General features: G+C 68.8%; 20 protein-coding genes and 3 pseudogenes. 11 read left to right on the top strand and 12 right to left on the bottom strand.

The annotated features are described in order from the left end of the window. Nucleotide 1: 1 nt before the first annotated feature. The 6 genes from IG62_RS0115345 to IG62_RS0115320 all read right to left on the bottom strand — a co-directional run bounded on the left by IG62_RS0115345 (nucleotide 2) and on the right by IG62_RS0115320 (nucleotide 8,065). Nucleotides 2-2,299, bottom strand: coding sequence for a heavy metal translocating P-type ATPase (locus tag IG62_RS0115345; protein WP_030802241.1), 2,298 nt, complete (start codon nucleotides 2,297-2,299; stop codon nucleotides 2-4). A 91-nt stretch (nucleotides 2,300-2,390) separates the two neighbouring features. Continuing rightward, nucleotides 2,391-2,699: a heavy-metal-associated domain-containing protein gene (locus IG62_RS0115340; RefSeq protein ID WP_030802239.1), complete on the bottom strand. Its 309-nt coding sequence runs from the start codon at nucleotides 2,697-2,699 to the stop codon at nucleotides 2,391-2,393. Nucleotides 2,700-2,930: 231 nt separating this feature from the next. Further along, a complete protein-coding gene (locus IG62_RS0115335; RefSeq protein WP_030802236.1) occupies nucleotides 2,931-4,556 on the bottom strand; it encodes a multicopper oxidase family protein in 1,626 nt (541 codons plus the stop codon). Nucleotides 4,557-4,639: 83 nt separating this feature from the next. Then, on the bottom strand, nucleotides 4,640-5,113 hold the full coding sequence (locus tag IG62_RS0115330) for a hypothetical protein (protein ID WP_051798103.1): 474 nt from the start codon (nucleotides 5,111-5,113) through the stop codon (nucleotides 4,640-4,642). A gap of 634 nt (nucleotides 5,114-5,747) precedes the next feature. Further along, nucleotides 5,748-6,944 (bottom strand): hypothetical protein, encoded by a 1,197-nt coding sequence (locus tag IG62_RS47805; RefSeq protein ID WP_030802232.1) that lies wholly within the window; start codon nucleotides 6,942-6,944, stop codon nucleotides 5,748-5,750. An 11-nt stretch (nucleotides 6,945-6,955) separates the two neighbouring features. Next, entirely contained in the window at nucleotides 6,956-8,065 is a 1,110-nt protein-coding gene (locus tag IG62_RS0115320) for a hypothetical protein (RefSeq protein ID WP_030802229.1), read from the bottom strand. A gap of 347 nt (nucleotides 8,066-8,412) precedes the next feature. Between IG62_RS0115320 and IG62_RS0115315 the strand changes: the two genes are divergently transcribed. The 4 genes from IG62_RS0115315 (at nucleotide 8,413) to IG62_RS0115300 (ending at nucleotide 10,960) form a co-directional block, all read left to right on the top strand. After that, the gene (locus tag IG62_RS0115315) at nucleotides 8,413-9,063 is read left to right on the top strand and encodes a cupin domain-containing protein (protein WP_051798101.1); all 651 of its coding nucleotides are present in this window, start codon (nucleotides 8,413-8,415) and stop codon (nucleotides 9,061-9,063) included. Nucleotides 9,064-9,112: 49 nt separating this feature from the next. Beyond that, nucleotides 9,113-9,319 carry an IMP dehydrogenase gene (locus IG62_RS0115310; protein ID WP_030802225.1) on the top strand — a complete coding sequence of 69 codons (207 nt, stop codon included), beginning with the start codon at nucleotides 9,113-9,115 and terminating at the stop codon, nucleotides 9,317-9,319. Between the two features lie 550 nt (nucleotides 9,320-9,869). After that, nucleotides 9,870-10,391 carry a YcxB family protein gene (locus IG62_RS0115305; RefSeq protein ID WP_030802222.1) on the top strand — a complete coding sequence of 174 codons (522 nt, stop codon included), beginning with the start codon at nucleotides 9,870-9,872 and terminating at the stop codon, nucleotides 10,389-10,391. A 104-nt stretch (nucleotides 10,392-10,495) separates the two neighbouring features. Continuing rightward, nucleotides 10,496-10,960 carry a hypothetical protein gene (locus IG62_RS0115300; protein WP_234326530.1) on the top strand — a complete coding sequence of 155 codons (465 nt, stop codon included), beginning with the start codon at nucleotides 10,496-10,498 and terminating at the stop codon, nucleotides 10,958-10,960. A 117-nt stretch (nucleotides 10,961-11,077) separates the two neighbouring features. Here the strand turns inward: IG62_RS0115300 and IG62_RS50130 are convergent. After that, nucleotides 11,078-11,708, bottom strand: a pseudogene (locus IG62_RS50130) (IS701 family transposase); the annotation flags it as partial. A 367-nt stretch (nucleotides 11,709-12,075) separates the two neighbouring features. Further along, entirely contained in the window at nucleotides 12,076-12,252 is a 177-nt protein-coding gene (locus tag IG62_RS47800) for a hypothetical protein (RefSeq protein WP_199812477.1), read from the bottom strand. 187 nt (nucleotides 12,253-12,439) lie between these two features. Here IG62_RS47800 and IG62_RS0115285 point away from each other — a divergent pair, with 187 nt between their 5' ends. Then, on the top strand, nucleotides 12,440-13,627 hold the full coding sequence (locus IG62_RS0115285) for a glycosyltransferase (protein ID WP_030802216.1): 1,188 nt from the start codon (nucleotides 12,440-12,442) through the stop codon (nucleotides 13,625-13,627). Between the two features lie 433 nt (nucleotides 13,628-14,060). Next, the gene (locus tag IG62_RS0115280) at nucleotides 14,061-14,618 is read left to right on the top strand and encodes a TetR/AcrR family transcriptional regulator (RefSeq protein WP_051798099.1); all 558 of its coding nucleotides are present in this window, start codon (nucleotides 14,061-14,063) and stop codon (nucleotides 14,616-14,618) included. Between the two features lie 252 nt (nucleotides 14,619-14,870). Here the strand turns inward: IG62_RS0115280 and IG62_RS0115275 are convergent. Beyond that, nucleotides 14,871-15,278, bottom strand: a pseudogene (locus IG62_RS0115275) (IS5 family transposase); the annotation flags it as partial. Nucleotides 15,279-16,391: 1,113 nt separating this feature from the next. On the opposite strand from IG62_RS0115275, the gene IG62_RS0115260 reads away from it, so the two are divergent. Next, nucleotides 16,392-18,512 (top strand): bifunctional polysaccharide deacetylase/glycosyltransferase family 2 protein, encoded by a 2,121-nt coding sequence (locus IG62_RS0115260; RefSeq protein WP_030802206.1) that lies wholly within the window; start codon nucleotides 16,392-16,394, stop codon nucleotides 18,510-18,512. 116 nt (nucleotides 18,513-18,628) lie between these two features. Beyond that, nucleotides 18,629-20,014: an LCP family protein gene (locus tag IG62_RS0115255; RefSeq protein ID WP_234326528.1), complete on the top strand. Its 1,386-nt coding sequence runs from the start codon at nucleotides 18,629-18,631 to the stop codon at nucleotides 20,012-20,014. A 161-nt stretch (nucleotides 20,015-20,175) separates the two neighbouring features. On the opposite strand, the pseudogene IG62_RS48685 reads toward IG62_RS0115255, so the two are convergent. Continuing rightward, nucleotides 20,176-20,590 (bottom strand): annotated as a pseudogene (locus IG62_RS48685) (DUF4142 domain-containing protein). Between the two features lie 918 nt (nucleotides 20,591-21,508). On the opposite strand from IG62_RS48685, the gene IG62_RS48680 reads away from it, so the two are divergent. Together IG62_RS48680 and IG62_RS0115240 are read left to right on the top strand one after the other, a co-directional pair. Further along, the gene (locus IG62_RS48680) at nucleotides 21,509-22,117 is read left to right on the top strand and encodes a hypothetical protein (RefSeq protein ID WP_234326526.1); all 609 of its coding nucleotides are present in this window, start codon (nucleotides 21,509-21,511) and stop codon (nucleotides 22,115-22,117) included. Continuing rightward, on the top strand, nucleotides 22,107-22,349 hold the full coding sequence (locus IG62_RS0115240; RefSeq protein WP_234326524.1) for a MurR/RpiR family transcriptional regulator: 243 nt from the start codon (nucleotides 22,107-22,109) through the stop codon (nucleotides 22,347-22,349). The genes IG62_RS48680 and IG62_RS0115240 overlap by 11 nt, the downstream gene beginning before the upstream one ends. A 58-nt stretch (nucleotides 22,350-22,407) precedes the next feature. On the opposite strand, the gene IG62_RS0115235 is transcribed toward IG62_RS0115240, so the two are convergent. Beyond that, nucleotides 22,408-22,992 carry a GNAT family N-acetyltransferase gene (locus IG62_RS0115235; protein ID WP_037838370.1) on the bottom strand — a complete coding sequence of 195 codons (585 nt, stop codon included), beginning with the start codon at nucleotides 22,990-22,992 and terminating at the stop codon, nucleotides 22,408-22,410. Between the two features lie 80 nt (nucleotides 22,993-23,072). On the opposite strand from IG62_RS0115235, the gene IG62_RS0115230 reads away from it, so the two are divergent. Then, on the top strand, nucleotides 23,073-23,405 hold the full coding sequence (locus IG62_RS0115230) for a hypothetical protein (protein ID WP_030802197.1): 333 nt from the start codon (nucleotides 23,073-23,075) through the stop codon (nucleotides 23,403-23,405). 46 nt (nucleotides 23,406-23,451) lie between these two features. Here IG62_RS0115230 and IG62_RS47225 read toward each other — a convergent pair whose 3' ends face one another. Next, the gene (locus IG62_RS47225) at nucleotides 23,452-23,838 is read right to left on the bottom strand and encodes a VOC family protein (RefSeq protein ID WP_158795045.1); all 387 of its coding nucleotides are present in this window, start codon (nucleotides 23,836-23,838) and stop codon (nucleotides 23,452-23,454) included. Nucleotides 23,839-24,150 lie beyond the last annotated feature (312 nt).

The raw sequence follows: 24,150 nt of genomic DNA, 5'->3' as shown, positions 1-24,150 counted from the left end.
CTTACGTGAAGCGGCGGAGTCGGAGGCTGTTGGTGACGACGAAGACCGAGGAGAAGGCCATCGCCGCTCCGGCGATCATCGGGTTGAGCATGCCGGCCGCCGCGAGCGGCAGGGCGGCGATGTTGTAGCCGAAGGCCCAGAAGAGGTTGCCCTTGATGGTGGCCAGGGTGCGGCGGGAGAGCCGGATGGCGTCGGCGGCCACGAGGAGGTCGCCGCGGACGAGGGTGAGGTCGCCGGCCTCGATGGCGGCGTCGGTGCCGGTGCCCATGGCCAGGCCCAGGTCGGCGGTGGCAAGGGCGGCCGCGTCGTTGACGCCGTCGCCGACCATGGCGACCGTACGGCCCTCGGCCTGGAGGCGCTGGACGACGTCCACCTTGTCCTGCGGGAGGACCTCGGCGATCACCTCGTCGATGCCCACCGCACGGGCGACGGACTCGGCGACGGCCTTGTTGTCGCCGGTCAGCAGGACCGGGGTCAGTCCGAGGCGGCGCAGTGCGGCGACGGCCTCGGCACTGGTGTCCTTGACCGCATCGGCGACGGTGAGGACGCCGCGGGCCTCTCCGTCCCAGGCGACGGTCACGGCGGTGCGGCCCTCGGCCTCGGCAGCCGCCTTGGCCGCAGCGAGTTCGGCGGGCAGCTCGATCGCCCACTCGCTCAGCAGCTTCTCCCGGCCGACGAGCACCGCGTGCCCGTCGACGATGCCCTGCACGCCGAGACCGGCGATGTTCTCGAAGCCTTCCGGTACGGGCAGGGTGCCGGTGCGGTCGGTGGCTCCGTCGGCGATGGCGCGGGCGATGGGGTGCTCGGAGGCGTGCTCCAGTGCGCCGGCCAGTCGCAGCACCTTCTGCTTGGTGACGCCGGGGGCGGCGACGACGTCGTGCAGGGTCATACGGCCGGTGGTGACGGTGCCGGTCTTGTCCAGGACGACGGTGTCGACGCGGCGGGTGGATTCCAGAACTTCGGGGCCCTTGATCAGGATGCCGAGCTGGGCGCCGCGGCCGGTGCCGACCATGAGGGCGGTGGGGGTGGCCAGGCCCAAGGCGCAGGGGCAGGCGATGATCAGTACGGCCACGGCGGCGGTGAAGGCGGCGGTGGCGTCGCCGGTCACGAACAGCCACGTCAGCAGGGTGCCGAGGGCGATGAGCAGGACGACGGGGACGAAGATCCCGGAGATGCGGTCGGCCAGGCGCTGGACCGCGGCCTTGCCGTTCTGCGCTTCTTCCACCAGCTTTGCCATCCGGGCCAGTTGGGTGTCCGCGCCGACGCGGGTGGCCTCGACGACCAGACGGCCGGACGTGTTGACGGTGGCTCCGGTGACGGCGTCGCCCACGGCGACGTCCACGGGCACGGATTCACCGGTCAGCATGGAGGCGTCGACGGCCGAGCTGCCCTGGACGACCGTGCCGTCGGTGGCGATCTTCTCCCCGGGGCGTACGACGAACCGGTCACCGGCCCCCAACTCCGCGACGGGAACGCGTACTTCGCGCTCGTCGCGCAGGACGGTCACGTCCTTGGCGCCCAGTTCGAGCAGCGCGCGCAGAGCGGCGCCGGCCTTGCGCTTGGACCTCGCCTCCAGGTAACGCCCGGCGAGGATGAAGGCGGTCACACCGGCGGCGGCCTCCAAGTAGATCGAGGACGAGCCGTCTGCGCGGGAGACGGCGAAGTCGAAGCCGTGTCGCATGCCCGGCATCCCGGCGTGGCCTAAGAACAGAGCCCACAAGGACCAGCCGAGCGCGGCAAGCGTACCGATCGACACCAGCGTGTCCATCGTGGCGGCCCCGTGCCGGGCGTTGGTCCAAGCCGCCTTGTGGAAGGGCAGCGCACCCCACACCACGACCGGGGCGGCGAGCGTCAGGGACAGCCACTGCCAGTTGTCGAACTGCAGGGCCGGCACCATCGCCATCGCGACCACCGGAACCGAGAGCGCGAGCGAGACCAGCAGCCGCTGCCGCAGCGCACCGACTTCCCCACCGTCTTTCTGCGGAGCCCCGGCCGGGGTGACCGCTTCCTGCTCCTCGCGGAACCTCGGCTTCGGCGGTTCCTGGGCGGTGTAGCCGGTCTTCTCCACGGTGGCGATGAGGTCGGCGACTGCCACACCCTGCCCGTACGAGACTTTCGCCTTCTCGGTGGCGAAGTTGACCGTCGCGGTGACGCCGTCCATACGGTTGAGCTTCTTCTCGATGCGCGCCGCGCACGAGGCGCAGGTCATGCCGCCGATGGAGAGCTCGACCTCGGAATCGGCTGCGGAGGCGGTCGTAGGGGCGGGCACCGGGGCCTGCTCGGGAGCGATGCTGGTCATTGCTGCGTGTCTCCTGGAGGAGGGCCGGGCCGTGCTGCGTCCATATCAGTGGAGCGGTACGGCCCGGCGGGGAATACCGGGGAGGGGTACTTCAGGCACGGCCGGCGAGCTCGTAGCCCGCCTCATCCACGGCGGCGCGCACGGCCTCGTCGTCCAGTGGCCCCGTGGAGGTCACGGTAACCAGGCCGGTGGCGGCCACGGCCTTGACGTCTCTCACACCGGCTATGGCGGAGACCTCCTGCGAGATCGCCCCCTCGCAGTGGCTGCAGGTCATGCCGGTCACCTTGTAGACGGTCGTCGTGTCGCCCTGAGCCGTGTCGCCCTGAGTCGTGCCGCCGGCGGCGGTGCCGCAGGAGCCGTCGGGGGTGCAGCAGGAACCGGAGCTGGTCTGGGAGGTCATGGCTACTTCCTCGGGGACGTAGGTGCGATGTCTGGTGGACGGGGCCGAGATGGTTCCCGGCCTTCCCTTTCGAGAGAAACCATATACCCCCCGGGGGTATATGGGAAGCGTGGAGCGTGGACGTGACGAAGGATCCGGGGGAGGGGCCCCCGGATGTCTCGGGAACGGAGGACGGCTGCGCCGCTGCCCCGCCGCGGCCTGGCATGCCTACCGTGGGGCAGCGACGGGTGCCTACTTGCGGTAGCCGAGGACCGTCATCATTCCGGACTCGGCGTGGTACACGTTGTGGCAGTGGATCATCCACAGTCCGGGGTTGTCGGCGTCGAAGTCGACGTCGAGGTTCTGACCGGGCAGGACGATCGCGGTGTCCTTGCGGGGGCCGCCGCCCGGCAGGGCGAAGGTGTGGCCGTGCAGGTGCATGGGGTGCCACATCGTCGTGCGGTTGACGAAGGACAGCCGTACGCGTTCGCCCGCGCGGACCGGGTACCGCTGTGCGGGGTCGTACTTCTTGCCGTTGATGGCCCAGTCGTACTTCGCCATGGAGCCGGTGAGCTTGAGTTTGACGGTGCGGTCGGCCTTGCCGGACTTCAGGCGGACCGAGCCGTCGGCCGTCAACTGCCCTGCCTGCAGCAGCTTTCCGGACAGCTCCTTTGGGCGCGTGGAGGGTGTGGGTGACGCGCCGCCGCCGGTCCGCAGGAGCGCCATCGCCGACTGCTTCTTGCCCTCGGCCAGGGCCGTCAAGGGGAAGACGCCGTCCTTGGCGGTCACCAGGACGTCGTAGCGCTCGCCCATGCCCAGCAGCAGGGCATCCGTCTCCGCGTGCTCGACGGGGAAGCCATCGGTGTGGGTGACGGTCATCCGGTGGCCGCCGAGGGCCACGCGGAAGGCCGTGTCGCCGCCGGCGTTGATGAGGCGGATGCGAATGCGGTCGCCTGGCTTGGCGCGGAAGGTCTGAGGGGCATCGGCTGTGCGGCCGTTGACCAGGTAGTACGGGTAGGCGACGTCACCGGCGTCGCCGCCGAGCAGGTCGCTGGTGGCACCCATCATCATCCGGGAGGGCCCGGAGGGCTTGGGCGAGGGGGCATTCTTGGTGGTCATCGACATCTGGGACATGGCGTGGCCGCCGCGGTCCATGCCTCCGGAGCCGCCCATGTCCATGCCGCCATGGTCCATGCCGTCGTGATCCATCCCGCCCATGCCCTTGCCGAGCTCGGCGAGCACCGCTTCGGGCGTGCTCCCTTCCACGCCGTCGACCCAGTCGTCGAGGACGACGACCCACTCCCTGTCGTACTTCAGCGGCTCCTTGGGATCCTCGACGATCAGCGGGGCGTACAGTCCACGGTCCTGCTGGACGCCGGAGTGCGGATGGAACCAGTACGTGCCGGGGTGGGGTGCGGCGAAGCGGTACTCGAAGGAGGCACCGGCCTTGATCGGTTGCCGGCTCAGCCCGGGCGTGCCGTCCATGTCGTTGCGCAGGGCCAGTCCGTGCCAGTGGATGGAGGTGGGCTGCGGCAGGTGGTTGGCGAGGGTCAGAGCGAGGGTGTCGCCCGCGGTGACGCGGACCTCCTTGCCCGGCAGTTCGTCGCCGTAGGCCCAGGAACCCACCGTCCGACCGCCCAGATCAAGACGGGTCGGGGTGGCCGTGAGCTGCACCTTCCGGACGGGACCCGGTCGCCGTTCCGCTTCGGCGGCGGCGACCTCCTTGCCGTCGGGCGAGACATAGCCCGCGGGCCCGGCCGAGGGTTTGGCGTCGTGGCCGGAGTGGTCCATGCCGGAGCCGGAGCAGGCGGCGAGCAGTCCGCCGCCGGCGACGGCGATTCCGGCGCCGAGCACGGCGCGGCGGGTGGGTGTGCGCATGATGGGTGCACCTCGTCTTCGGTGGTGATGCGTAGGGGAGTTGGCACGATCCGCCGCTCCTGGCGGAGCGGTCGGGCGTGCTCCTATACGCGCAACACCGACAACTGGGCGAGGAGTGTTCCGCGGCGGGGCGGTGGAATCGGCTGCAGGGAGTGCGGCAGCCGCGTCGTCGCAGCGGCCGGCACGTCCGTCGGCCGGTGTACGAAGGCCCCGCCGAGCAGCAGCACGAGGAATCCCGTACCGAGTACGGCCAGGCAGACGGACATCGGGTCCGTGCCGCCGGGCGGGGGCGAGTGATCCGTGCCGCCTGCCGGGGACGAGTGATCCACGCCGTGATCCGGCCGATCCGCTCGCTGCCCGTCGTCCGCGGGCCGTGCGGCGTGGTGGTGCGCGGGCGCGGCGGCAGCAGCCATGACGGTGGCGTGGGGCGGGGGAGACGCGCGGTGTTCGGCGAGGTGGCCGAGACTGTGCATGGCGACGATGCCGAAGAGCAGCCCGGCGAGGAGCAGCAGCCGACCGCACCAGGCGAGGGATCTCCGCTGCCCGGACAACTGCACACCCCCCACGCTTCCCGCGCTCTCGATCGACTACTTGGGATCATACGGGAGGGGGGTATCCAATCGCCGGCCGGGGGCAGCGGCTCGCTGTGGCAGGTGCGACAGCCCCTACCGGGCGCGGGACAGCGTGCGGTGTGTGCCTGCTTGGGCTAGCGCTCGGCGGAGGTCTGCGCGCGGCTGGGGCGGGCGGGGTAGCCGCCGGGGGAGTGGTCACACCCACCGTCGCTCTGGACAGGCAGACCGCCGACGGCTCCCGCCTGCCCAGGCTCGCGGCGGTCCGGTCGCTGTTCGAGCTGCGCGAGCGGTGGCGGTCGTCGGCGATCCAGGCGTTCGGTGCTTGCGTCGGCCACCGGCTTCTGGTGTGGGGCTCGGCGGCAGCTTGCGACAGCTGGCCGGTGCGGGCGCGCAGGCCCCGTCTGTCGGGCCCCGTCCTCGTCGACGCGCAAGCGAAGATTAATTACGGTTCTGGACCACCTTCTGTGGAGAGATCACGCTGTACAGCGTCAGGCGGAGTCCGCGAGATCTGCAATGCGGCGATCTGCCCGAAGGTGCGGACGTGCCTGGTCAGGGCAGCCGACGATCGTTGGGCGGCCTGATCCCAGCCACAGCCATCGCGCCGAAGCCGCACGCGGCCTCACAACCAATCCAGAAACACCGTGTCCGTGCTCAGGCGAGCGTTGGGGATGCTGATCGCCGACCCTCCGGGCGTGGTCGGCACCACCCTGAAATCGGGGTCCTCGAACCCCGCCACCTCCCTCTGCCGGCCGTTGGGCAGGTGAACGGAGACGATGAACTTCTTCCCGTCCGCCGACACCACCATCCCCTCCGCGACATGTCCGTCATGCCGACCGACCACGCCGATCGGGGCACCTGCGGCGCGACCGGTGCGGGCGTTCATGGCCCGAAAGGAGCCGGACGAGGTGCGGCACAGCACCCGATCGTCGCCGATCCAGCCGACGACGCCGACACATCCACGGAGCAGAGTGGCGCCGCGGGCCGACGCCCCCGTGAGCGGCCCCGAGGAGTTCCAGGTGTCGAAGACGTTCCCGAAAACCTTCGGCGCGTTCGCCGTAAGGCGGCGGCCGTTCGGTGCGATGTTGACCATGTTTCCCTGGACAGCCCGCGCGGGCTCACCCGAGACGGTCAGGGGGAGCTTGTGGCCGGTGGCGGGGCCCTCGTCCGACAGACGGTGGTTCCCCTCCACGGACCGCGAACCGATCCTCTGCTTGCCGCCAGCCGTGTACGTGAACCACACACTGCGCCCGTCGGGCGACATCACCGCGTTCTGCTCGTCGTCACCCGCCGCCCCGCCCAGGCGCACGACATCGTCCTGGTTGGCGCCGCTCATCACAAAGCCGACGTGACTGGTGGTCTTGCTTCCAGGGTCCCGGAGGACCACCGCCATACGCGTGAATGCCAGGTCGAAGAGGGCACGCGCCCGCGGAGCCGTGTACTCCAAGCTGTCCACGGGATAGGGGGACGGTGCGTCCGGGCTCACCCCGCAGAGGTCCACGAGAGGGCTGTTGACCGCTTTGGCGCCCGGATAGTTCGTGAACACGGCGTCGCTCGGAATGGGGAACTGCCGCTCCGCGCGCGGTTGCCATGTCTCGGGATCCCATGCCTGCACCGAAACGCCGGCATAGCGCGCCCCCATGCTGCACGTGGCGGTGACGACCGTGCCCTTGCGGGTGAACGGGCTGTCCGGCAGGGCGTATCCGCGGTTGCCCAGGTAGGGCGCCGACGGGGCCGACGACCTGGAGTCCGGTTTCTCGTTGCTCGGTTGCGAGCTGCACGCCTGGACGCACAGTAGAGCCAGGACGACGACGGCCACAGCCTTGCCGGCTAGAGAAGGTCGCACATCGGCTCCTTGGACTTCTCGTGGCACGCTGTCCAGGGAACGGAGCCGAAGACCCACTGCTGCCGGGGGTTCACGGGGACGGACTCCGTACGGATGCGCAGCGGCTTGCCCTTGCCGTCCCTGAGCTGGACCCACCGCCCCTTCTGGTAGGAGTCGTTGTAGTGGATGCTGATGCCCCACTCGCACGACTGTCCCGGTGGCGCGATCGCCTCCGCGCGGATCCCGCCCGAGGGCTGGCCGCCTCCGACCTCGATGTAGTGGGTGCCGAAGTAGGGCTCACCCTGTCCCTGGGTGTCGTCGGTCAGCACCGGTTCGTCGGCACGGGGTGGAATGTGCAGCCGGATTCCCTGGTAGGCGGCTCCGCCCTGCGGTGGATAGGCGACGACCGTCTGCGCGGTGCTCTTCCGGCACGTGACGTCGGTGACTTTCCAGTCGTCGATGATCACGGCGGAGGACCGGGTGCTGAGCACGATCATCTTGAACGTGTCGGAAAGTTCCATGCGTCCGGTCGACGTCTGCCGCTGCGTGTACCGCTTGGGGGCGTGTTCCAGCAAGGGCGCGTACGAAAGCGGATGGCCACCCAGTGCCTTCAGGTAGGAGAAGGCGGTCGAACTGTCCTTGCTGGACGTCAGCTTCCGCGTCTCGTCGGCGGTCAGTTCCCGGTCGAGAACCACGGCCCATTGACGGGGTTCGCTGTTCTCGGGCCGCACGGACACCGTGAAAGGAAGTTGGGAGGCGTCGTACTCCTTGTGGGAATCGTTCTCTCTGGTCACGTTCGGCTTGATCATGACGTAGTCAATCAGCGTGTCACGGAAAACGACCAAGAGGCCGATCGCCATCGTCACCAGCAACAACCCCACTTTCCTGCGCCGGGAGGCTCCGGGGGCCAGGCCCATCGCGTCGGCGACGATCGCCCAGATGCTCTCCCGGGATCCGCCCTCCGTGTCGGCAGAGCTCTGCTGCGGTAACTGCGCGGGAGCGGACGACGAGTCGCCGCCCGAGCCCCCGCTCTGTCCTGTGGGCTCAGCAGGGGCGCTGCCGTCACCGCCCGGCTGCGGCTCCGGTGGCCCGTCCGATGACGCGGTCGTCGTCATGCCCGCCCCTCCACAACGTGATACATCCAGCCTCCGCTCGACACCTGACATCTGACACCTGGCTACACGATGCTCCTACAGAATCCGGCCGTACGGGGCGCAGACCGTCTCTTGCTTGAAGCGGTGTGGGCTGCTGGCGAGTCTGCTGCACATGGCGAAGGTGCGGGGGCGGGACGAAGTGGTGACGATGCCGTGCACGCGCATGGGGTAACGCCCGTGTCGACACACCCCACGCACGCGATCTGATCCGACAACCGCTCCTCAATCGGCGGCTCGACCTGCCGAGCTCGTGGCTTCGGCCGGGACGTCTGCTGGTGCAGAACGGCCGGTCTCGCACTCGACCGCCCATGACTGTCCAAGCCATCCTCAGCCGTAGGTATGTCGGGATTATCCGGGGGTGCGGGACGTTGCTCGTAACCGACTTCAGAACTGACGTCGTCTCAGAAGCTGAGCGATTCCCCCTGTTCGAGGAAGTCGCTGCGCAGACGCACATGCGCAATTGGCTCCGCAGCGAACAAGAGGATGACTTCCGAGCCACGATGCGTGTCCTGTCACTCCGAGACGTTCAGGTGACCGCACTGGCCTTCCCGCAGCTCGGCATGCTCCGGACTCCGAAGCTCATACGGCGAGGCGACCCGGAGGTCTACCAGATGAACTGTGCTCTCAAGGGAGACGGGGCCATCTCTCAGCACGGACGTGATGCGAAGTTCCGCGCCGGAGAGTTCGTCCTGGTGGACAGCAGCCACCCCTACCGTGGATCGCTCAACGCCACCCCGGACTGCTTGTCCTCGTTGGTCCTCACGGTTCCCCGGGCAGTGCTGCCGCTGCCGCAGAAGACGGTCCAGCGCATGAGCGCAGTCCCCGTGCCACTCAACCATGGCATGGGGGGCGTCTTCTACCGCTGGCTCTCGGACATCAATGCCCGCGCCAACGAGTTCACACCGGCCGATATCCCTACGCTCACCTCGGTGACAGTGGACCTCGAACCATGCCCGTAACTGGCGGCGCTACGGTCAGGGTGGTCAGGGGCTGGTCTTCGAGGGAGGCGTGGACGGCTACGTCCCCTACGCAGGCGACCTCAACGAAGGGCTCGCCCTGACCGTCGCCAAGCTCGGGACCACGTTGGTCTCCTGCGGTTCCGCCACTCTGCCAGAGTTCCGGTCCACGGCTCCGCTGACCATGGTGTCAGACCAGGGCTTCCAGGAGAGCCACGCCAACGTCACCCTGCGAGACACCCCGACGGCGGTCTCCTGACGAGCCGCCGAGGCCCATCAAGGACTACTGGCCGGAGGGGAATAGTGCACGGCTGGGATAACCCCCTCCCGTCAGTGGTCAAGCACATCAAGCCCGGCTGCGTGGAAGCCGAGCGGCGACGACGACGGCAACGCCTACCGCTTGCGAGTACACAGCCGAGCGTTCAAGGTGAGGAGGATACGGAAGGTGTCGAGGCGACGTGGTCCGTCTGCAAGCCCGTAGTTGGTGCAATCCGGGTGCTCGAACAGTTGCGGCCGCGAGCCTGAACTACCTTATGGGTGCCCCTCCAGGATCAGGCTAGGAGCGTGGGTCAGTAACACGCGGCCGGTGACGGCAACTCCAACGGACAGCACGGCGTGTGGCCGGCAATCACGGACAACGGTTGACAACCCTGTTGAAACTCTACTGACTATCACCACTTCCGGTGGATTCGCCTGAAAAGCAGCGGGTCGGTTACGCCGGCGATCGATATTTTCGGGGTGATCCAAACTTGATCGCATCCTGCACACGCTGGGAGGATGCCGCATCATTACCACCCCGGAGGCCCACGGTGAACATCGATCTGTCCTACGTATTGCAACCAGACGAGCTCATACATGCCCGCCTCAGGATGGCCCGGCGAAGACGCATCATCGTGTGGGCCGTCGCAATCGTGTTTGTCGTACTCGGCCTTGCCCTGACGCTGGGGCGTGGTGACCACGGCCCGGATTCCACTGGCTTCCTTTGCATAGGCGCCGGCGTGATGTACGTCCTGCTGCTGACACTCGGCACAAGGATGGGAGTCAAGAAGCAAGCCCCTCGCCTGTGCAAGCCCACACGTGCGCTTCTCACCGTGAATCGGGTCACGATCGAAACGGATCTTGAGCGTGGTGAATTCAAGTGGGCTGCCATCATCAAGATCCGCGAGACAAGCGAAGCCTTCCTACTTCACCCGTCAGCGAGACTCTTCATCGTGATCCCCAAGCGCGCTTTCGCCCCCGAGCAGCTGACTGAATTCTCGGCATTCGTCGCTGGTCGGGGTGGTGTGCCCCCTAATGGCGCTCCGGTTGTCCAGGATCGCGTGTCTTCGTAACGAGCAACCCGCCTACGGTTCGTGGTCATTGGTGCGGGATGATCGCGTATGTAGGGCGGTAAGCCGGATAAGGTGCCCCGAAGTCAGGCATGAGGGGGATCTCGTTGGAGCGACGGAAGCTGATCGGGATCGGGGCGGGGCTGGCGGTCCTACCCACCTGGTGGACTCTGCGTCAGGTGGCGAACGGGGCCAAGGGGGACTGGCACACCGACACCACACCGCTGGAGCGGGCATTCCCGCTGCTGGGCCCGCTCGCCGACGCCAAGTGGGTGAGCAGCCGGGACAACGATCGGGGGATACCGTCGCCGGAGCTGGTGATCTCGGGCTTCGCCCGGCTGACACCGGGGAAACTTGCCGAGCTGACGGCGGCCCACGCCTTCGTCTCCAAGGGGCCGGCCGATGACTTCTCCTCGTGGTTCGAGAAGCCGCTCAAGGGCGAGGGGCCGGAGAACCCCCAGTGGATCCGGTCGCACGAACTCGACCGCGACGGCAGCGGATACTCCATCAAACTGTGGTTCGACCGTCGCAGCGACACCGTCCGCTTCCGGGCACTCAACCCGTACGGCTAGTAGTGCTTTGTTAGGTGGTGTCGTAGGGCTGCCATGGGGTGGGCTGGTGGCAGGTGGGGCAGGTGCCGGTCCAGGTGGCCAGGAGGTGTTGGAGGAGGTCCAGGGCCTGGTAGAGGGTCAGGCCCTGGCAGGGGCTTTTGGGCTCCTCCGCTGTTCGGTCAGGAACAGGTGGCGGCGGTGACGAGGGTGACGTGGCGGTGCCAGCCGGTGAACGAGCGGCCTTCGAAGTGGTCCAGGCCCAGAGCGGTTTTCAGCTCTCGGTAGTCGTGCTCGATCCGCCAGCGGGCTTTTGCCAGGCGGACCAGGCCCTTGGCTGGGAGGTCGGTGGGAAGGTTCGAGATCCAGTACTGCACCGGCTCCGCCTCGTCCTCGGGCCACTGGGCGATCAGCCAGACCAGCGGAATCGTCCCGTCCGCGGCGGGCTTGGGCCTGCGTCCGGCGAGGCGGACCCGCAGAAGCACGAAATGCGAGCTCATCGCCGCCTTCGAGCCTTTGCGCCAGGTCACGGTCCGGCCGTGGTCGTGGCCCGCAGCCCATACGTGCTCACGTAAGGACAGCGGCCGGGCACGGTAGCGGGCAGGGGTTTTGGCCCGAGCCCACCGTAGTCGGGCTGATGTGGCACGGCCTCCTCTCCATGGGCGGTCATCTCGCCGTTGGCCTGCAGGACGTAGGCCAGGCGGCGGTCCTCCAGATCACGGCGGAAGTCCGCGTTCGCGCCATAGCCGGTGTCCGCGACAAGGACGGCGGGCCACGCCGGCAACATGACCGGTGTCGGCAGCATGATCTACACCTCCTCCAAGAAGCTGTACCGCTGAACATTCGGTCAGCGGGACTGCTGCCCGTACATGCGTCCCGCAGGGCATATCGCGCTCTGTGGGACGCACCCGTCCCCGCTCCGGAGATCGCCGGAGCTACGTTGACCGCCTACTTGCCGGCGGCGCGCTTGCCCGGGCCCGCAGAACACGCGCGCCTCGCGGCACCAGGCGGCTTCGTCGAGGTTGCCCTGGCGTACGGAGCGCCAGGCTCATGCCGTGGGGGCGTTGGGCTCGTTCCGTAGGGCGGTACATCCGAGGCTGTGACGTCCAGGGGAGCCGGGCGACGCGGACCGGGTGCCGTCAAGCTCCCCGCTCCTCGGCTGTGTCGACCACGATCTCGCCTCGCGTACCACCCGTCTGGTCCCGCCTGGCCAAGTCCCCGGTCAGGTACCAGCCGTCGGCGAACGCGGCCTGGTAGCGCTGCCGGTCGTTCAGATGGCCGCGGAACATGGACGGCCAGCCGGACCGCAACGCCAACTGGCCTTCGACGGCGCGCGCTTGGACAACATCAACGGCTGAACGGGCCGATGTTGAGGGGTGGGGAGGGGCCCTGGCGGTCGAGTGATAGATTCTCAACAAGCGTTTATTTTTGAGAATTCGGCCGTGAAGTCCGCGGTGGGGCCCACACGTTGGGGTCGGCACCGCTTCGTGGAGAGCGAGCACCATGCGCATCCTCATCACCGCACAGGCAATCTATTCGCACCTCGCGCCGCTGGTTCTGCCAGTGGCGGAACGAGCCCGAGAGGCGGGCCATGAGGTGGCCGTCGCCACTGGGGCCGGCGTTGTCCAGCACATCGAGAAGCGCGGGCTCACCGCGCTGACGCTGCCCCATCTCCAGTCGATGGGGGAAGCGCTCCAGAGCGGTAAGGTCCAGCCCCCGCCGGGCATGGACAAGGTCGGTTCCGTGACGGTCGAGCTGGCGCCGGAGTTCTTTGCGGCGGCCTTCGTCGGGCATCTCGCCGGGCCCAGCGCCCACGACCTTCTCGACGTGGCGAGGGACTGGCGGCCAGACCTGATCCTCCACGAGTCGACCGAGTACGGCGGCTACCTGGCGGCAGAGAGCCTCGGCATACCCCATGGCGCTTTGGACATCGCGCCGATGGCTCCGTACGCCCATCCCGCCGTGCAGGAAGAGCTGAACCGGCAGCGGGAGAAGCTCGGTCTGGCGCCGGTCAGCGACCCCTGGCACCCGTTCCGCGCCTTCCGCGCCGGAGTCGTTCCGGAGGACTTCTACCCCGCGGACAGCCGACTGCCCAGCGCCCGCTACTACCAGGTCCCCGCCCAGACGACAGCGGGTGGCCTCGACCCGGAAATCGCCCAACTCCCCACGGAGCGGCCGCTCGTCCTCGCCACCCTCGGTTCGAACGCTGCCCATCTCCCCGGCGGCGCCCGCGCACTGCTGGGGACCATCATCGAGGCGCTCGGAGACCTGCCGGTCACCGGTGTCGTGGCTTTGGGCGCGGATCGTGACCCACAGCAGTGGGACGGTGCGCGCCCCGACAACGTCCATCTGACCTCGTTCGTCCAGCAGGAACTGTTGCTCCGGTCCAGTGATCTGTTCCTCACGCATGCGGGTTTCAATGGGACCCGGGAGGCGCTGACGTACGGAGTCCCCATGGTGGCGGTGCCGTTGTTCGCCGAGCAGTCGCACAACGCCGGTCGACTGCAGCAGTTGGGCGTCGGGACGCGGATCGACGTCCAGGACGCCACGCGTGAGACTCTGGCGGCAGCGGTGCACAACGTACTGGAGGACCGCTCCTACCGGTCCCGTGCCCAAGGGCTCCAGCGCCGGGCCCACGCTCTGCCGGACCTCGGCCGGCTGGTGGAGGACGCGACGGCCCTGGCTGTCTGAGCCGGACGGCCGTCGCCCGCGCAGCACCCTCGTGAACGGTCGGTTCGCCGAACCGTTCCGCCGCGCTCCGACCGTGGGACTCCACCGGCCGGAGCGCGGTGGTGCTGAGGTCGTCCCCCGCCCGTGCGGCAGTGTCGGCTTCGCCTCCAGCGGACCTCCCCCGACGGAGCCTCTGTGATCCGCCGTCCGTCCGAGGTTCTGGCGCCGCGCGGAGGTGCTTGTAGCATCAGGGCCGACACCGGGAGGGAGACCGACTTTGACCTGCGCGGATGCAGTGACACATGTGCCGCCCGGAGATGGCGCACCGCGGACGTCCGGTGCGGCGGGCCTGGGGAAGGATTCCGGTTCCGTGGTCTTGAACGAAGAATTGGGTTCCGTGGCCTCGGGCGAAGAATCGGGTTCCGTGGGCTCGGGCCGGGCAGCAGCAACAGCCGTGGGCGAGCGCAAGGGAGAGCGCACACGTCGGCGCATCCTGACGGCCGCCCGGCGGAAGTTCGCGGAGGTCGGCTACGAGCGCGCCACCATCCGCGCTATTGCGACCGAAGCGGACGTGGACAAGTCCTCCGTGATCCAGTACTTCGGCAGCAAGCAGGACCTGTTCCGCGAGGCCGTCCGCTGGCAGATCCCCCATGACCAGCTCACCACCGGCGATCCCGGTCACACCGTGGAAAACCGCCTGCGCAGCATGTTGGGTACCTGGGCGGCGGATCCGGACAGCCCCATGGCCGTGCTCCTGCGGACCAGCATGACGAGCGACGAAGCCGCGGAGCTGCTGCGCCGGCGTCTCACCACGGAGGTCACCGATCACATCGCCGGCACCATCGAGACCCCCGACGCACGGCTGCGGGCGGCATTGTTCAGCGCGATCATGATGGGCATCGCCGCCCAGCGCTTCCTGTTGCACATGCCCGACCTGGCCGAGGCGGACGTGGACGACATCGTACGGATCGCCACTCCCCTGCTGCGCAGTCTCGTCGCTCCGGAGGCGTGATCTCCACGGGCCCCGTCTCGGCCAGACCCACTGGTCCAGCTCGTGACGAGACTGTCGACTCCGCACGTGGATGAGACGCCCGCCCGTCGCGACATCATCGATGCCCGCGACCCGGCCACGGCGCGGCTCTGATGCGACCCTTCACCGTCAACCAGCCTGTCGGCAGGCGGAGTTGCACCAGTCGAGTTGAGCCGGTCGAGCGCTCGGTCCCGGCTGGACCTGGCCTCCCTGGGCTAGGTCGTGTTCGCAACGTCAGGGCAGCCACAGTCGTAGGCAGGCGAGGGTACCCAGGGCTTGGTAGTGGCGGGCGCGTTTGTCGTAGCGGGTGGCCAGGGCTTTGTTGTGCTTGAGCCGGTTGAAGCAGCCTTCGACGACGTTGCGGCGCCGGTAGGCCACCCGATTGAGACGGCAGCGGCTCTCACCTCGCCGGATGCGGCCGTTGATCTGGTCGATCCGTTCCGGGATGGCTGCCTTGATGCCGCGCCGCCGCAGGTATGCGCGGATCTTCGTCGACGAGTAGCCCTTGTCCGCCACGACGAGTGCGGGCCGGGTCCGGGGTCGTCCCGGCCCGCACCGCTCGATGTGGATACGGTCCATGACCTGCTCGAACTGGGTGCAGTCGTTGACGTTGCCGGCGGTGAGAGTGAAGGCCAGCGGTCGTTGGTGGCACACGGAAGCGTCTTCGGCTTCACCCGGACCAGGGTCAAACGCTGAGAAGGCGCCTGGCGAGTTGAGATTGCTCACGCCTGTGACCGTCAGCAATCCCTTGACGAGCCGTCAGCGCTCCCTGCCGCGAGCTCGGGAGGCTGCAGTCGGGTCAGGCCGCCGCGGTCTCGAAGTTCCCTGTTCAGCGTGGGGGCGGGAGACGCGGTGGAGATCAGGCGTCAGGTACGGATGGAGCGCGTTGCGACGTCGAGTGTGATCGTGATGTCGACGTGGTAGGTGCCGTTCATCGTGAGGTGAAGGCCAGGACGGCCTGTTGCCGTGCCACCCGGGTGCGCGAGTAGGGTCGGGGGCTGCGTGATGGCTGAGGGCTGCACCCTGGCCTCCCGGCCCTTGTGAGGGCACATGCGTACGTGGTCTTCCTGGCCCCACCCGGGGAGGACGCATGGCATGCGCACGTACGGGAAGTGTCCGTACGCGCCGGGCACCGGGATGCGGCTCCGACGTCTCACGGGCAGTACAGCGGACCCCCGGGTCCGTATCCCCCACACACAAAGAGTCGCGCGTGCGCGGCCGCAGATCAGGAGCACCAGTGCAGGGCATCCCCCACATAGCCAGCACACCGCACGACGGGCGATCGTCGTCCGTACCCCCTGCCCGCAGGGAGCCGTACACAGCGCAGCACACAGGGCGGGACATGACACAGCGCATGCCGCACCGGGGCGCGGTGTCGGCAACGGCGCCTCGCGTGAGCCCGGCGGCACGGCGCCCCCAGGCGGCCGCCCCCCAACTTCCCGTATTCATCAGCCAGTCGGGCTGGCGGAGGCGGACGCTGCAAGGCGTGGCGCTGGCCGTGGGATGCGCCTGCGTCGGGTATCTGCTGTTCGTCGGCACGCTGATCAGCGGACTCCGGCAGCCCGTCGGCACGCACCCGCCGAGTATGAACGGACCGGTGCCTTCCGGCCCGGGCACCGGCACGACGCAAGTCGGCCACGGCGCACCGGCCCGAGCCGAGGCACACCGGCCGCCGGCCAAGGCCCACGCGGACCGTGATGACCACCTCCACCCGTCGGCCGGCAGATCCGCCCCGTCGGCCGGAGGTCCGAAGCAGTGAGCCGGCACTCCGCTGTTCGGCGCCCGCCGCGCGGACACTGGCTGGTCCTCCTGTTGGTCCTCCTGGTGGTCGCCGTCACCCTCCTCTTCGAGGGCTGGACGACCCACCAGGTCGACGCCGCCCGCACCAAGCCGCCGTGCACCAGGCCGATCCCGCGCGAGGCGGACGACGGGAAGCCGCTGCTGCGGTTCGGCCCGAAGGGGGTCGCCACCGCGGCCATGCCGCCGGGGACCGTCGCGCTCACCTTCGACGGCGGGTTCGACCCGGTGTGGACGCCGCGCCTGCTCGACCTGCTGCACAGTCACCACGCGCGGGCGACCTTCTTCGTCTACGGGAAGGACGCGGCCCAGCACCCGGAGCTGATGCGGCGGCTCCTGCGCGAGGGGCACGAGATCGGCTCCTACACCTACAGCGGCGGCGACCTCGGTGTCGCTTCACCGCTGCGCGCGCGGCTTGAGCTGTCGCTCACCCAGAGCGCCCTCGCGGGTGCGGCCGGCATCAACACCACCCTGCTGCGGCTGCCGCACACCACGGCAGCGGACACGCTCTGCGGCGCAGAGTGGCCGGCTGCGAAGCGCGCGGCGGCCCAGGGGTATCTGGTGGTCGCCTCGGACCACAAGGACCGCAAGCCGTGGCGGGGGGTGGTGACGCAGCACAGCCAGACCGACCTGGGCTACCACGAGGCCGAGGATCTTCTGCGGGACCGCAGCGTGAAACGGTTCACCACCGTCAGCGGCGGGCTGGAACGTCTTTCCTTCCTCGACGAGGTCCCGGTCGCCCAGAAGATCAAGGGTGAGGGCCTGATCTGGTCGCAGCGGCTCGGGCACGCCTTCCTCACCGTGATGGTGTGGACGCTGACCCTCACGGGCGTCCTCGGCGTCCTGCGGATGCTCCTGTTCGCGGTGTTCGCCCGGCTCCACGTGCGCAGGCTGCACCGGTACCGGCCCGGCGCACCACGGCTGCGCGAAGTGCGGGACCCGGTGACGGTCCTGGTGCCCGCGTACAACGAGGAGGCCGGCATCGCCTCCACCGTGTACTCGCTGCTCGCGTCCACCCACCCGCACTTGCAGATCATCGTCATCGACGACGGTTCGACCGATGCGACCGCCGACATCGCGGAGGACATCGACGACCCACGGGTGACGGTGATCCGGCAGCCCAACGGCGGCAAGCCCAGCGCCCTCAACACCGGCCTGGCGCACGCCCGGCACGACATCGTCGTCATGGTCGATGCGGACACCATCTTCGAACCGGCGGCGCTGGCCCGGCTGATCCAGCCGCTCGCCCACCCGGCGGTCGGTGCGGTCAGCGGCAACACCAAGGTCGGCAACCGGCGCCGCCTGCTGGGCAAATGGCAGCACCTGGAGTACGTCCTCGGCTTCAATCTCGACCGGCGGATGTTCGAGGTCCTGGAGTGCATGCCGACGGTGCCGGGGGCGATCGGCGCCTTCCGCAGGGACGCGCTGATGGGTGTCGGCGGCGTCAGCGACGAGACCCTGGCCGAGGACACCGACCTCACGATGGCGCTCTGGCGGGCCGGCTGGCGCGTGGTCTACGAGGAGTCGGCGGTGGCTTGGACCGAAGTGCCCAGCTCGGTCCGGCAGTTGTGGCGCCAGCGCTACCGCTGGTGCTACGGCACCCTCCAGTCGATGTGGAAGCACCGTCACGCGGCGGTGGAGGTCGGCCCCGCCGGACGCTTCGGCCGTCGCGTGCTGCTCTACGTCACGCTGTTCCAGATCGTGCTGCCGCTGTGCGCACCGGCCGTGGACCTGTTCGCCCTCTTCGGGGCGCTGTTCCGCGACCCCTTGGAGGCCGCCCTCGTCTGGTTCGGGTTCCTCTCCGTCCAGTTGGTCACCGCCGCGTACGCGCTGCGCCTCGACCGCGAACGGCTGCGCGTGCTGTGGGTGCTGCCGCTTCAGCAGTTCGTCTACCGGCAGTTGATGTACCTGGTGGTCATCCACTCCGTGACCACGGCGCTGCTCGGCACCCGCCTGAAGTGGCACAGCATGAAGCGCACCGGAACCGCCGACCCGTATCTGCTGGAAGCACCGTCCGCAGGGACGTCCGGAGATCCTCTTGAGGAGCTGCCCCCGCGGCGGACCCTGTCGTCGCAGTGAGGGGACGGAGGGGGCGGAGGGGACGAGGGGACGAGGGGACGAGGGGACGAGGGGACGAGGGGAACCGGTGAGCGGCCGCGCGAGTCGGACCTCGGACATGACCAAGGGAGTTGACCATGACAGACCCGCTTGACCAGCGGGCCGGACGCACCACACCCACAGGGGAGCAGGGCCGGTACGGTGACGCCGGGAGTCGTCCCGTGCGTCGGGGGCCGGTGCGTGTGACGGGCGAGCTGTGGCGCCCGGAGCCGGGGGGCGGGCGGGGACCGTACGCCGATCCGGAGATGTACGCCGATCCGGACCTGTCCGCCGATCCGGGGCCGTACGCCGGCCAGGTCCCGTACGCGACCCCGGAAGACACCGCCGCGCGTGAGCGGTTCGCCGAACGCCCCAGCTCGCGCTACGGGCCCCGGCGCGCCCACGCCCGGCAGCCGAAGAAGCGCAGGAGGCTGCGTCGGGCGGCGCTCGTCCTGCTGGCCGTTGTGGTTGTCGCGGCGGGCGGCACGTACGGCTGGGCCGAGACCCGACTCCAACGTGATGTCGACCTCGGCGCGTACGGGGACCGTCCGCCGCCCGGCGAGGGCACCAACTACCTGATCGTGGGCTCCGACAGCCGCGACGGGCTCTCCGAGGGCGACGTGAAAGACCTGCACGCCGGCGGGGGCGGCGGGCGGCGCACCGACTCGATGATGTTGCTGCACACCGGGGCCCACGGAACCAGCATGGTCAGCCTGCCGCGCGACTCCTGGATCACCGTGCCCGGCCGCCTCGACACGTCGACGGGCAAGACCAAGCGGCCCGAGGGGGACAAGCTGAACGCCGCCTTCTCTTACGGCGGCCCCGAACTGCTTGTGCACACCGTCGAGAAGAACACCGGGCTGCGCATCGACCACTATGCGGAGATCGGCTTCGCCGGGTTCGTGAACATCGTCGACGCCATCGGTGGCGTTCGGATGTGCCTGGACCGGGACATCAAGGACGAGAAGTCAGGCGCCGATCTGCGCAAAGGCTGTCAGACCCTGAACGGCAAGCAGGCGCTAGCCTTCGTCCGCGAACGGCACCAGGAGAAGGAGGGCGACCTGGGCCGGTCGAGGAACCAGCAGAAGTTCCTGTCGACCCTCGCCCACCAGGCCGCCCGGCCCGACACCCTCTTCGACCCGCTGAAGATCGGTCCGGCCGTGCAGGCCGGGCTCGACACGCTCATCGTCGACAAGGATATGAGCCTGCCCGATCTCAGCAGGATGTTCCGCGCCGTGCAGAACGTCACGGGCGGACACGGCAAGCAGATCAACGTGCCCGTGTCCGGTATCGGTGTCCCCACGCCCAAGGGCAACGTCCTGAAGTGGGACGCCAGGAGGTCGGCCCGGCTCTTCGACGACCTGCGGTACGACCGGCCGGTGACGGAGACGGGGAAGACGTCCCGGCACCGGGTCGGTGCGGTCCGCCGCGCGCCGTCACGCGACGACCGCCGGCAGCAGAAAGAGCGGCAGGCCGGACGGTGACAGCCGCAGCCCAGAGTTCGGGGAAGACGGGAGGGGAAGAGGCGGGAGGGGCCATGGCCAGATAGAGCGTCAGGGGGTGAGCGACCAGGGGTGGAACAACACCGTCGGGCGGCGGGGCGGCGGGGCGGCGGGGCGGTGTCGTGGAGCGTTGTGCGGGACAGTCATTTGGGAATGGTCGAGGCGACGTCGTCGAGGGTGGCGTCCTTGACGAGTCCGGTGTCCTCCAGAACGTCCATATGGTCCTGGACGGTGTTGTTGGTTTGCGTGGCCAGTCGCCGGATCAGCGAGTTCTTGGTTGTGGCGCGCACCTCGCCGATGGTGATGAAGATCTTGCCGTGGGAAGCACGCAGCAGGTCCACGAAGAGCTGGTCGAACGCCTGGCCCCGGGCGTTCTTCAGCTGGTCCACCCAGCCCTGTTGTTCGGGGGGTGGCCTGGTCGGGGATGGGCACGTTCAGCGCCTCGGAGTCCTCACGGGCCAGCTCGTCGAGCTTGCTGTGCCCCTCCAGCAGATGCATACCGGCGCGCTTGATGGCTTCGCTCGATGCGTGTGTCTGGGCGAGCCGGCCTGCCGGCATCTCCCACAGGCCGGCCTGCCGGACCTTGGTGAGGAAGGTCTTGTCCAACGCGGAGACCGTGCCGGTGTTGCCCCCACCAGGGCCGGCCGGGGCCGATCTCGCGGCCGGCAGATCGGCCGAGACGGACTCGTCGGCAGAGCTGTTCCGCTGCCCCAGCCACACGGACACGGCAGCGATAACTGCGGTGAGGGCGAGTGCGGCGGCTATGAGGCGGCCGCGCTTCGAGGTGGGTCGGGGGTTTCGCGCGTGAGATTTCATCGTGCCTCCTGGATGGCGCGCGACGGGTTGCCGACGGGCGCCGCCGTCCGGGCGAGGGTGGGCGGTGCCACGCTAACCGTTGCACTTGGCAATGAAGCGGATTGAGCGACGATGCTCAAATCCGGCCGCCGGGCGGTGCGCGTGAGCTACGATCCCGCTCTTCGCGCCATGGCATGGGTGCCGGCTCCGGCCATGCGGGGCGGATTCCTTGGCCGGAGGTTCGGAGGTTCGGAGGTTCGGAGGTTCGGTGTTTCGCGATGCCGGATTCCGTGACTGCTGAGCTGGCCTCCACGGCGAGGGCCGCACCGAACAGCTGGACAGACACCGCGCAGCCACTGGCAGACGTGTGGATGCTCAGGCGGACATCGTTACCCAACTCCCCTTCTGCAACCTCCGGTTGGCAGGGAGCGCGTTCGGGTGGCAAACGCCGGCAACGGCCGCGCTCCGGACTGGGGAGGACGGGCGAAGGCGAATGCAACAAGCCCTTCGGTCAGTGTGGCGCAAACCTTTCGGTGAGCGCCGTCATGTGTGCCCACGGACGCGGTCCTTAGTGTCCTCTCAAGGTCGTTCGCCGCTCCCTGCGGTGGAGGGTGGAACCGTCTTCCCGTCCAGTGGCGTCCCTACGGCCCGTAGTAGACCCAGGCGCCAACAGGAGAAGTGTTGGAGAGCGTTTCTTTCACCATCCTGGCTGCCGACCCCCTCAGCGGCGCCGGGGCCGCCACCCTCTTGCGGCCGTACCCCACCGTCAGCCTGCTTGCCGCGGAACGGAGTGCCGAGGCCGACGTTCTGCTGGTGCTCGCGGGGGAGATCACCGCGGAGACCCTGGACTCCATCGAGCAGGCGGTCCATGACGCGGCCAACCCGCGGATGCGCGTGGTGCTCGTCGGGGACATGGTGCGCAAGCAGCATCTCCTACGGGCCGTCAACTGCGGTCTGATCAGCCTCATTCCGCGCCCTGAGGCCAGCACCGAGCAGCTGCTGCGGGCGGTCATAGGGGCCAGGGACGGCCGGGCCGAACTGCCCACACAGGGGGCGGCCTGGCTGCTCGCGCCGTGCTGCGCTGGAATCGGCGAGGGCCGTCAGCGAGTGGGCGTCCAGGACCGGTACCGCGGACCAGGATCGGGCCCGCGCTGCTCGGCCTCGCCGCATCGTGCCGCCACGACACCCTGGTGGTGCGGCCCGGATTCCGAGACGTCGGTGTGGTTTTCGACTTCCGCCGCTACCAGGACAACAGGACGACACTGTGCGGCTGGCCCGGTTGGCGCATGAACGTGGGGCCAAGGTCGTGCTGTTCACCGATGCGTGGCTCTCGCCCGTGGCCGAGTTCGCCGACGTGGTGCTCCCGGCACGGGTGGAGGCGCCCAGCCCGTTCGACAGCCTCGTCGCGCCGATGGCGCTCGTGGAGACCCTGGTGGCTGCTGTGCATGCCCGTTCGGGTCCGGCGGCCGAGGCGCGGATGCGGGCCGCGGAGGAGGCGTCGCGAGGGGAGGCCGGCACTTGAGCGGGCCGGCCTCTTCCACGGCACCGTCACCGTCGCTGCGGTACGCCTAGGGATCCGTTCATGAGTCGCCGGACAGTCCCTGGTGCCGCTCCCATTGCTCCTTGGTGAGCTCGTACCGTACGCCGCCAAGCTCGGAGTCCTCGACCATTTCCATGTCGGAGGGAGTGGGGAGGGTGTCCACGAGGGCCATTTCGAGCTTCTCCATGATGTTGCGGGAACCGTGGTTCACAGACATCGTCTCAGCCCAGACCATGCGCACACCGAGCTCCTTGAACGCCTTGCTCAGCAAGGCCCGCGAGCCCTCGGTGGCATAGCCCTTGCCCCAAGCCGCCTGCCGTAGCCGGTAGCCGAGTTCGACTTCGTCCAGCGGCCCCTCCGGCGCGGGACGCAGGATGAACCAGCCGATGAACGCGCCGCCGTCCTTCTCCTGCGCGGCAAACAGACCGAGGTTGCCGCCCCACTTCTCGTAGCCGGCGAGGATCCGCGGCAGGTATTCATCGCGGACGACCTCCGGCGGCGTCGGGATGCCACCGGTCAGGTAGCGCATCACCGCCGGGTCGCTGTCCAGCTCGATCAGCAGGTCCGCCTCATTGGCGGTGAAACGGCGCAAGGCCAGGCGCTCGGTCTCCAGGTAGGTGTTCACCAGTCGATCATGCCTGGAGCGAGTCGGGCAGCCCAACGGTTTTCCTCGGCAACTCAGGAGGTGCCACGACGTCGCAGGATGTGGAGACAGGTGGGGCCACCGACGAGGCCAACCGCAGACTGCTCGCCGCCTCCGGCATCGGCCACTACCTGCTGGAGACCGGCTACAAGGGTGAGGACATCCTCGACCCCCAGGGCATGGCGGCCGCCTCCGGACGCCCCGTCGACGAGGTGGTGCGCCTGGAGAGCGTGCTGGAGGACGTGGTACGCGCCGGCGTCACCGCCGCCGAACTCCCCGACCGGTTCCGGGAAACCCTGGCCACCCGCACGGCCACCGCGGTCGGCCTCAAGAGCATCGTCGCCTACCGCCACGGCTTCGACTTCGACCCCGGCCGCCCCACGACCACGAGGTGACCGCCGCGGCAGACACCTTGTGCCCCAAGTGCTGGAGCAAACTGCCTTACCGCAAGCCGAGTTCGTCGTCGATGAGTTCCTCGTCGCTCAACTCGACCATGAACTGATGGCCCTCTGGGTCGGCCATCATCACGGACCGTGGACCGCTGGGGGAGTCGTTGAGAAGCACAGCCCCAAGGGAGATGAGTCGTTCGACCTCGTCGGTGAGTGTGCCGCACAGCGCCCCGATGCTGAGGAACGGTCCGCCGTTCGGAGCCGACTGGCCCGCTGCCTGTGTGAAGTACAGGGCCTGCGGCTCATTCCCTTCGACCATCTTCAGGTGAAGGCCGTCACTGCCGTGTATCACTGGGCGGAGCAGCACCCCGCCCCAGAAATGGGCGAGCGCTGCAGGTTCCTGGCCCGGGATGGTGAGGCGCCGTAAGTGAGTGGTCATCTCTCCGAAGGTATCTGCGCATCGGGCGATGTGCTCGGCGTTAGCGCCCTCTTCTGATGCGGTGGCCCGTCGAGCCGGAGACCTGCTGTCCCTGGTCGAGGACCGCTCCGCCGCCTTGCGCAGCAGCGTCGCGGGCTCTCTGAGGTGGATGTTCTGCGTCCCCAGCCGCCCCGGCTGGTAACTCCGATACCTCGTTGAGCTCCCTATCGAGGTGCCTCGGTTCTGGGCGGCGGCGGTCGCAGCCGGCCCCAGCGACAAGCCCCCAACCGTGGCACCGGCCGACGACAAGCTGCCTGCGCTCGGCGACGTCGC

Source organism: Streptomyces sp. NRRL S-337, from assembly GCF_000720175.1.
Taxonomy (GTDB): Bacteria; Actinomycetota; Actinomycetes; order Streptomycetales; family Streptomycetaceae; genus Streptomyces; species Streptomyces siderophoricus.
Note: the sequence above shows the minus strand (reverse complement) of the source record. Positions and strands in the feature narration are given on the sequence as shown.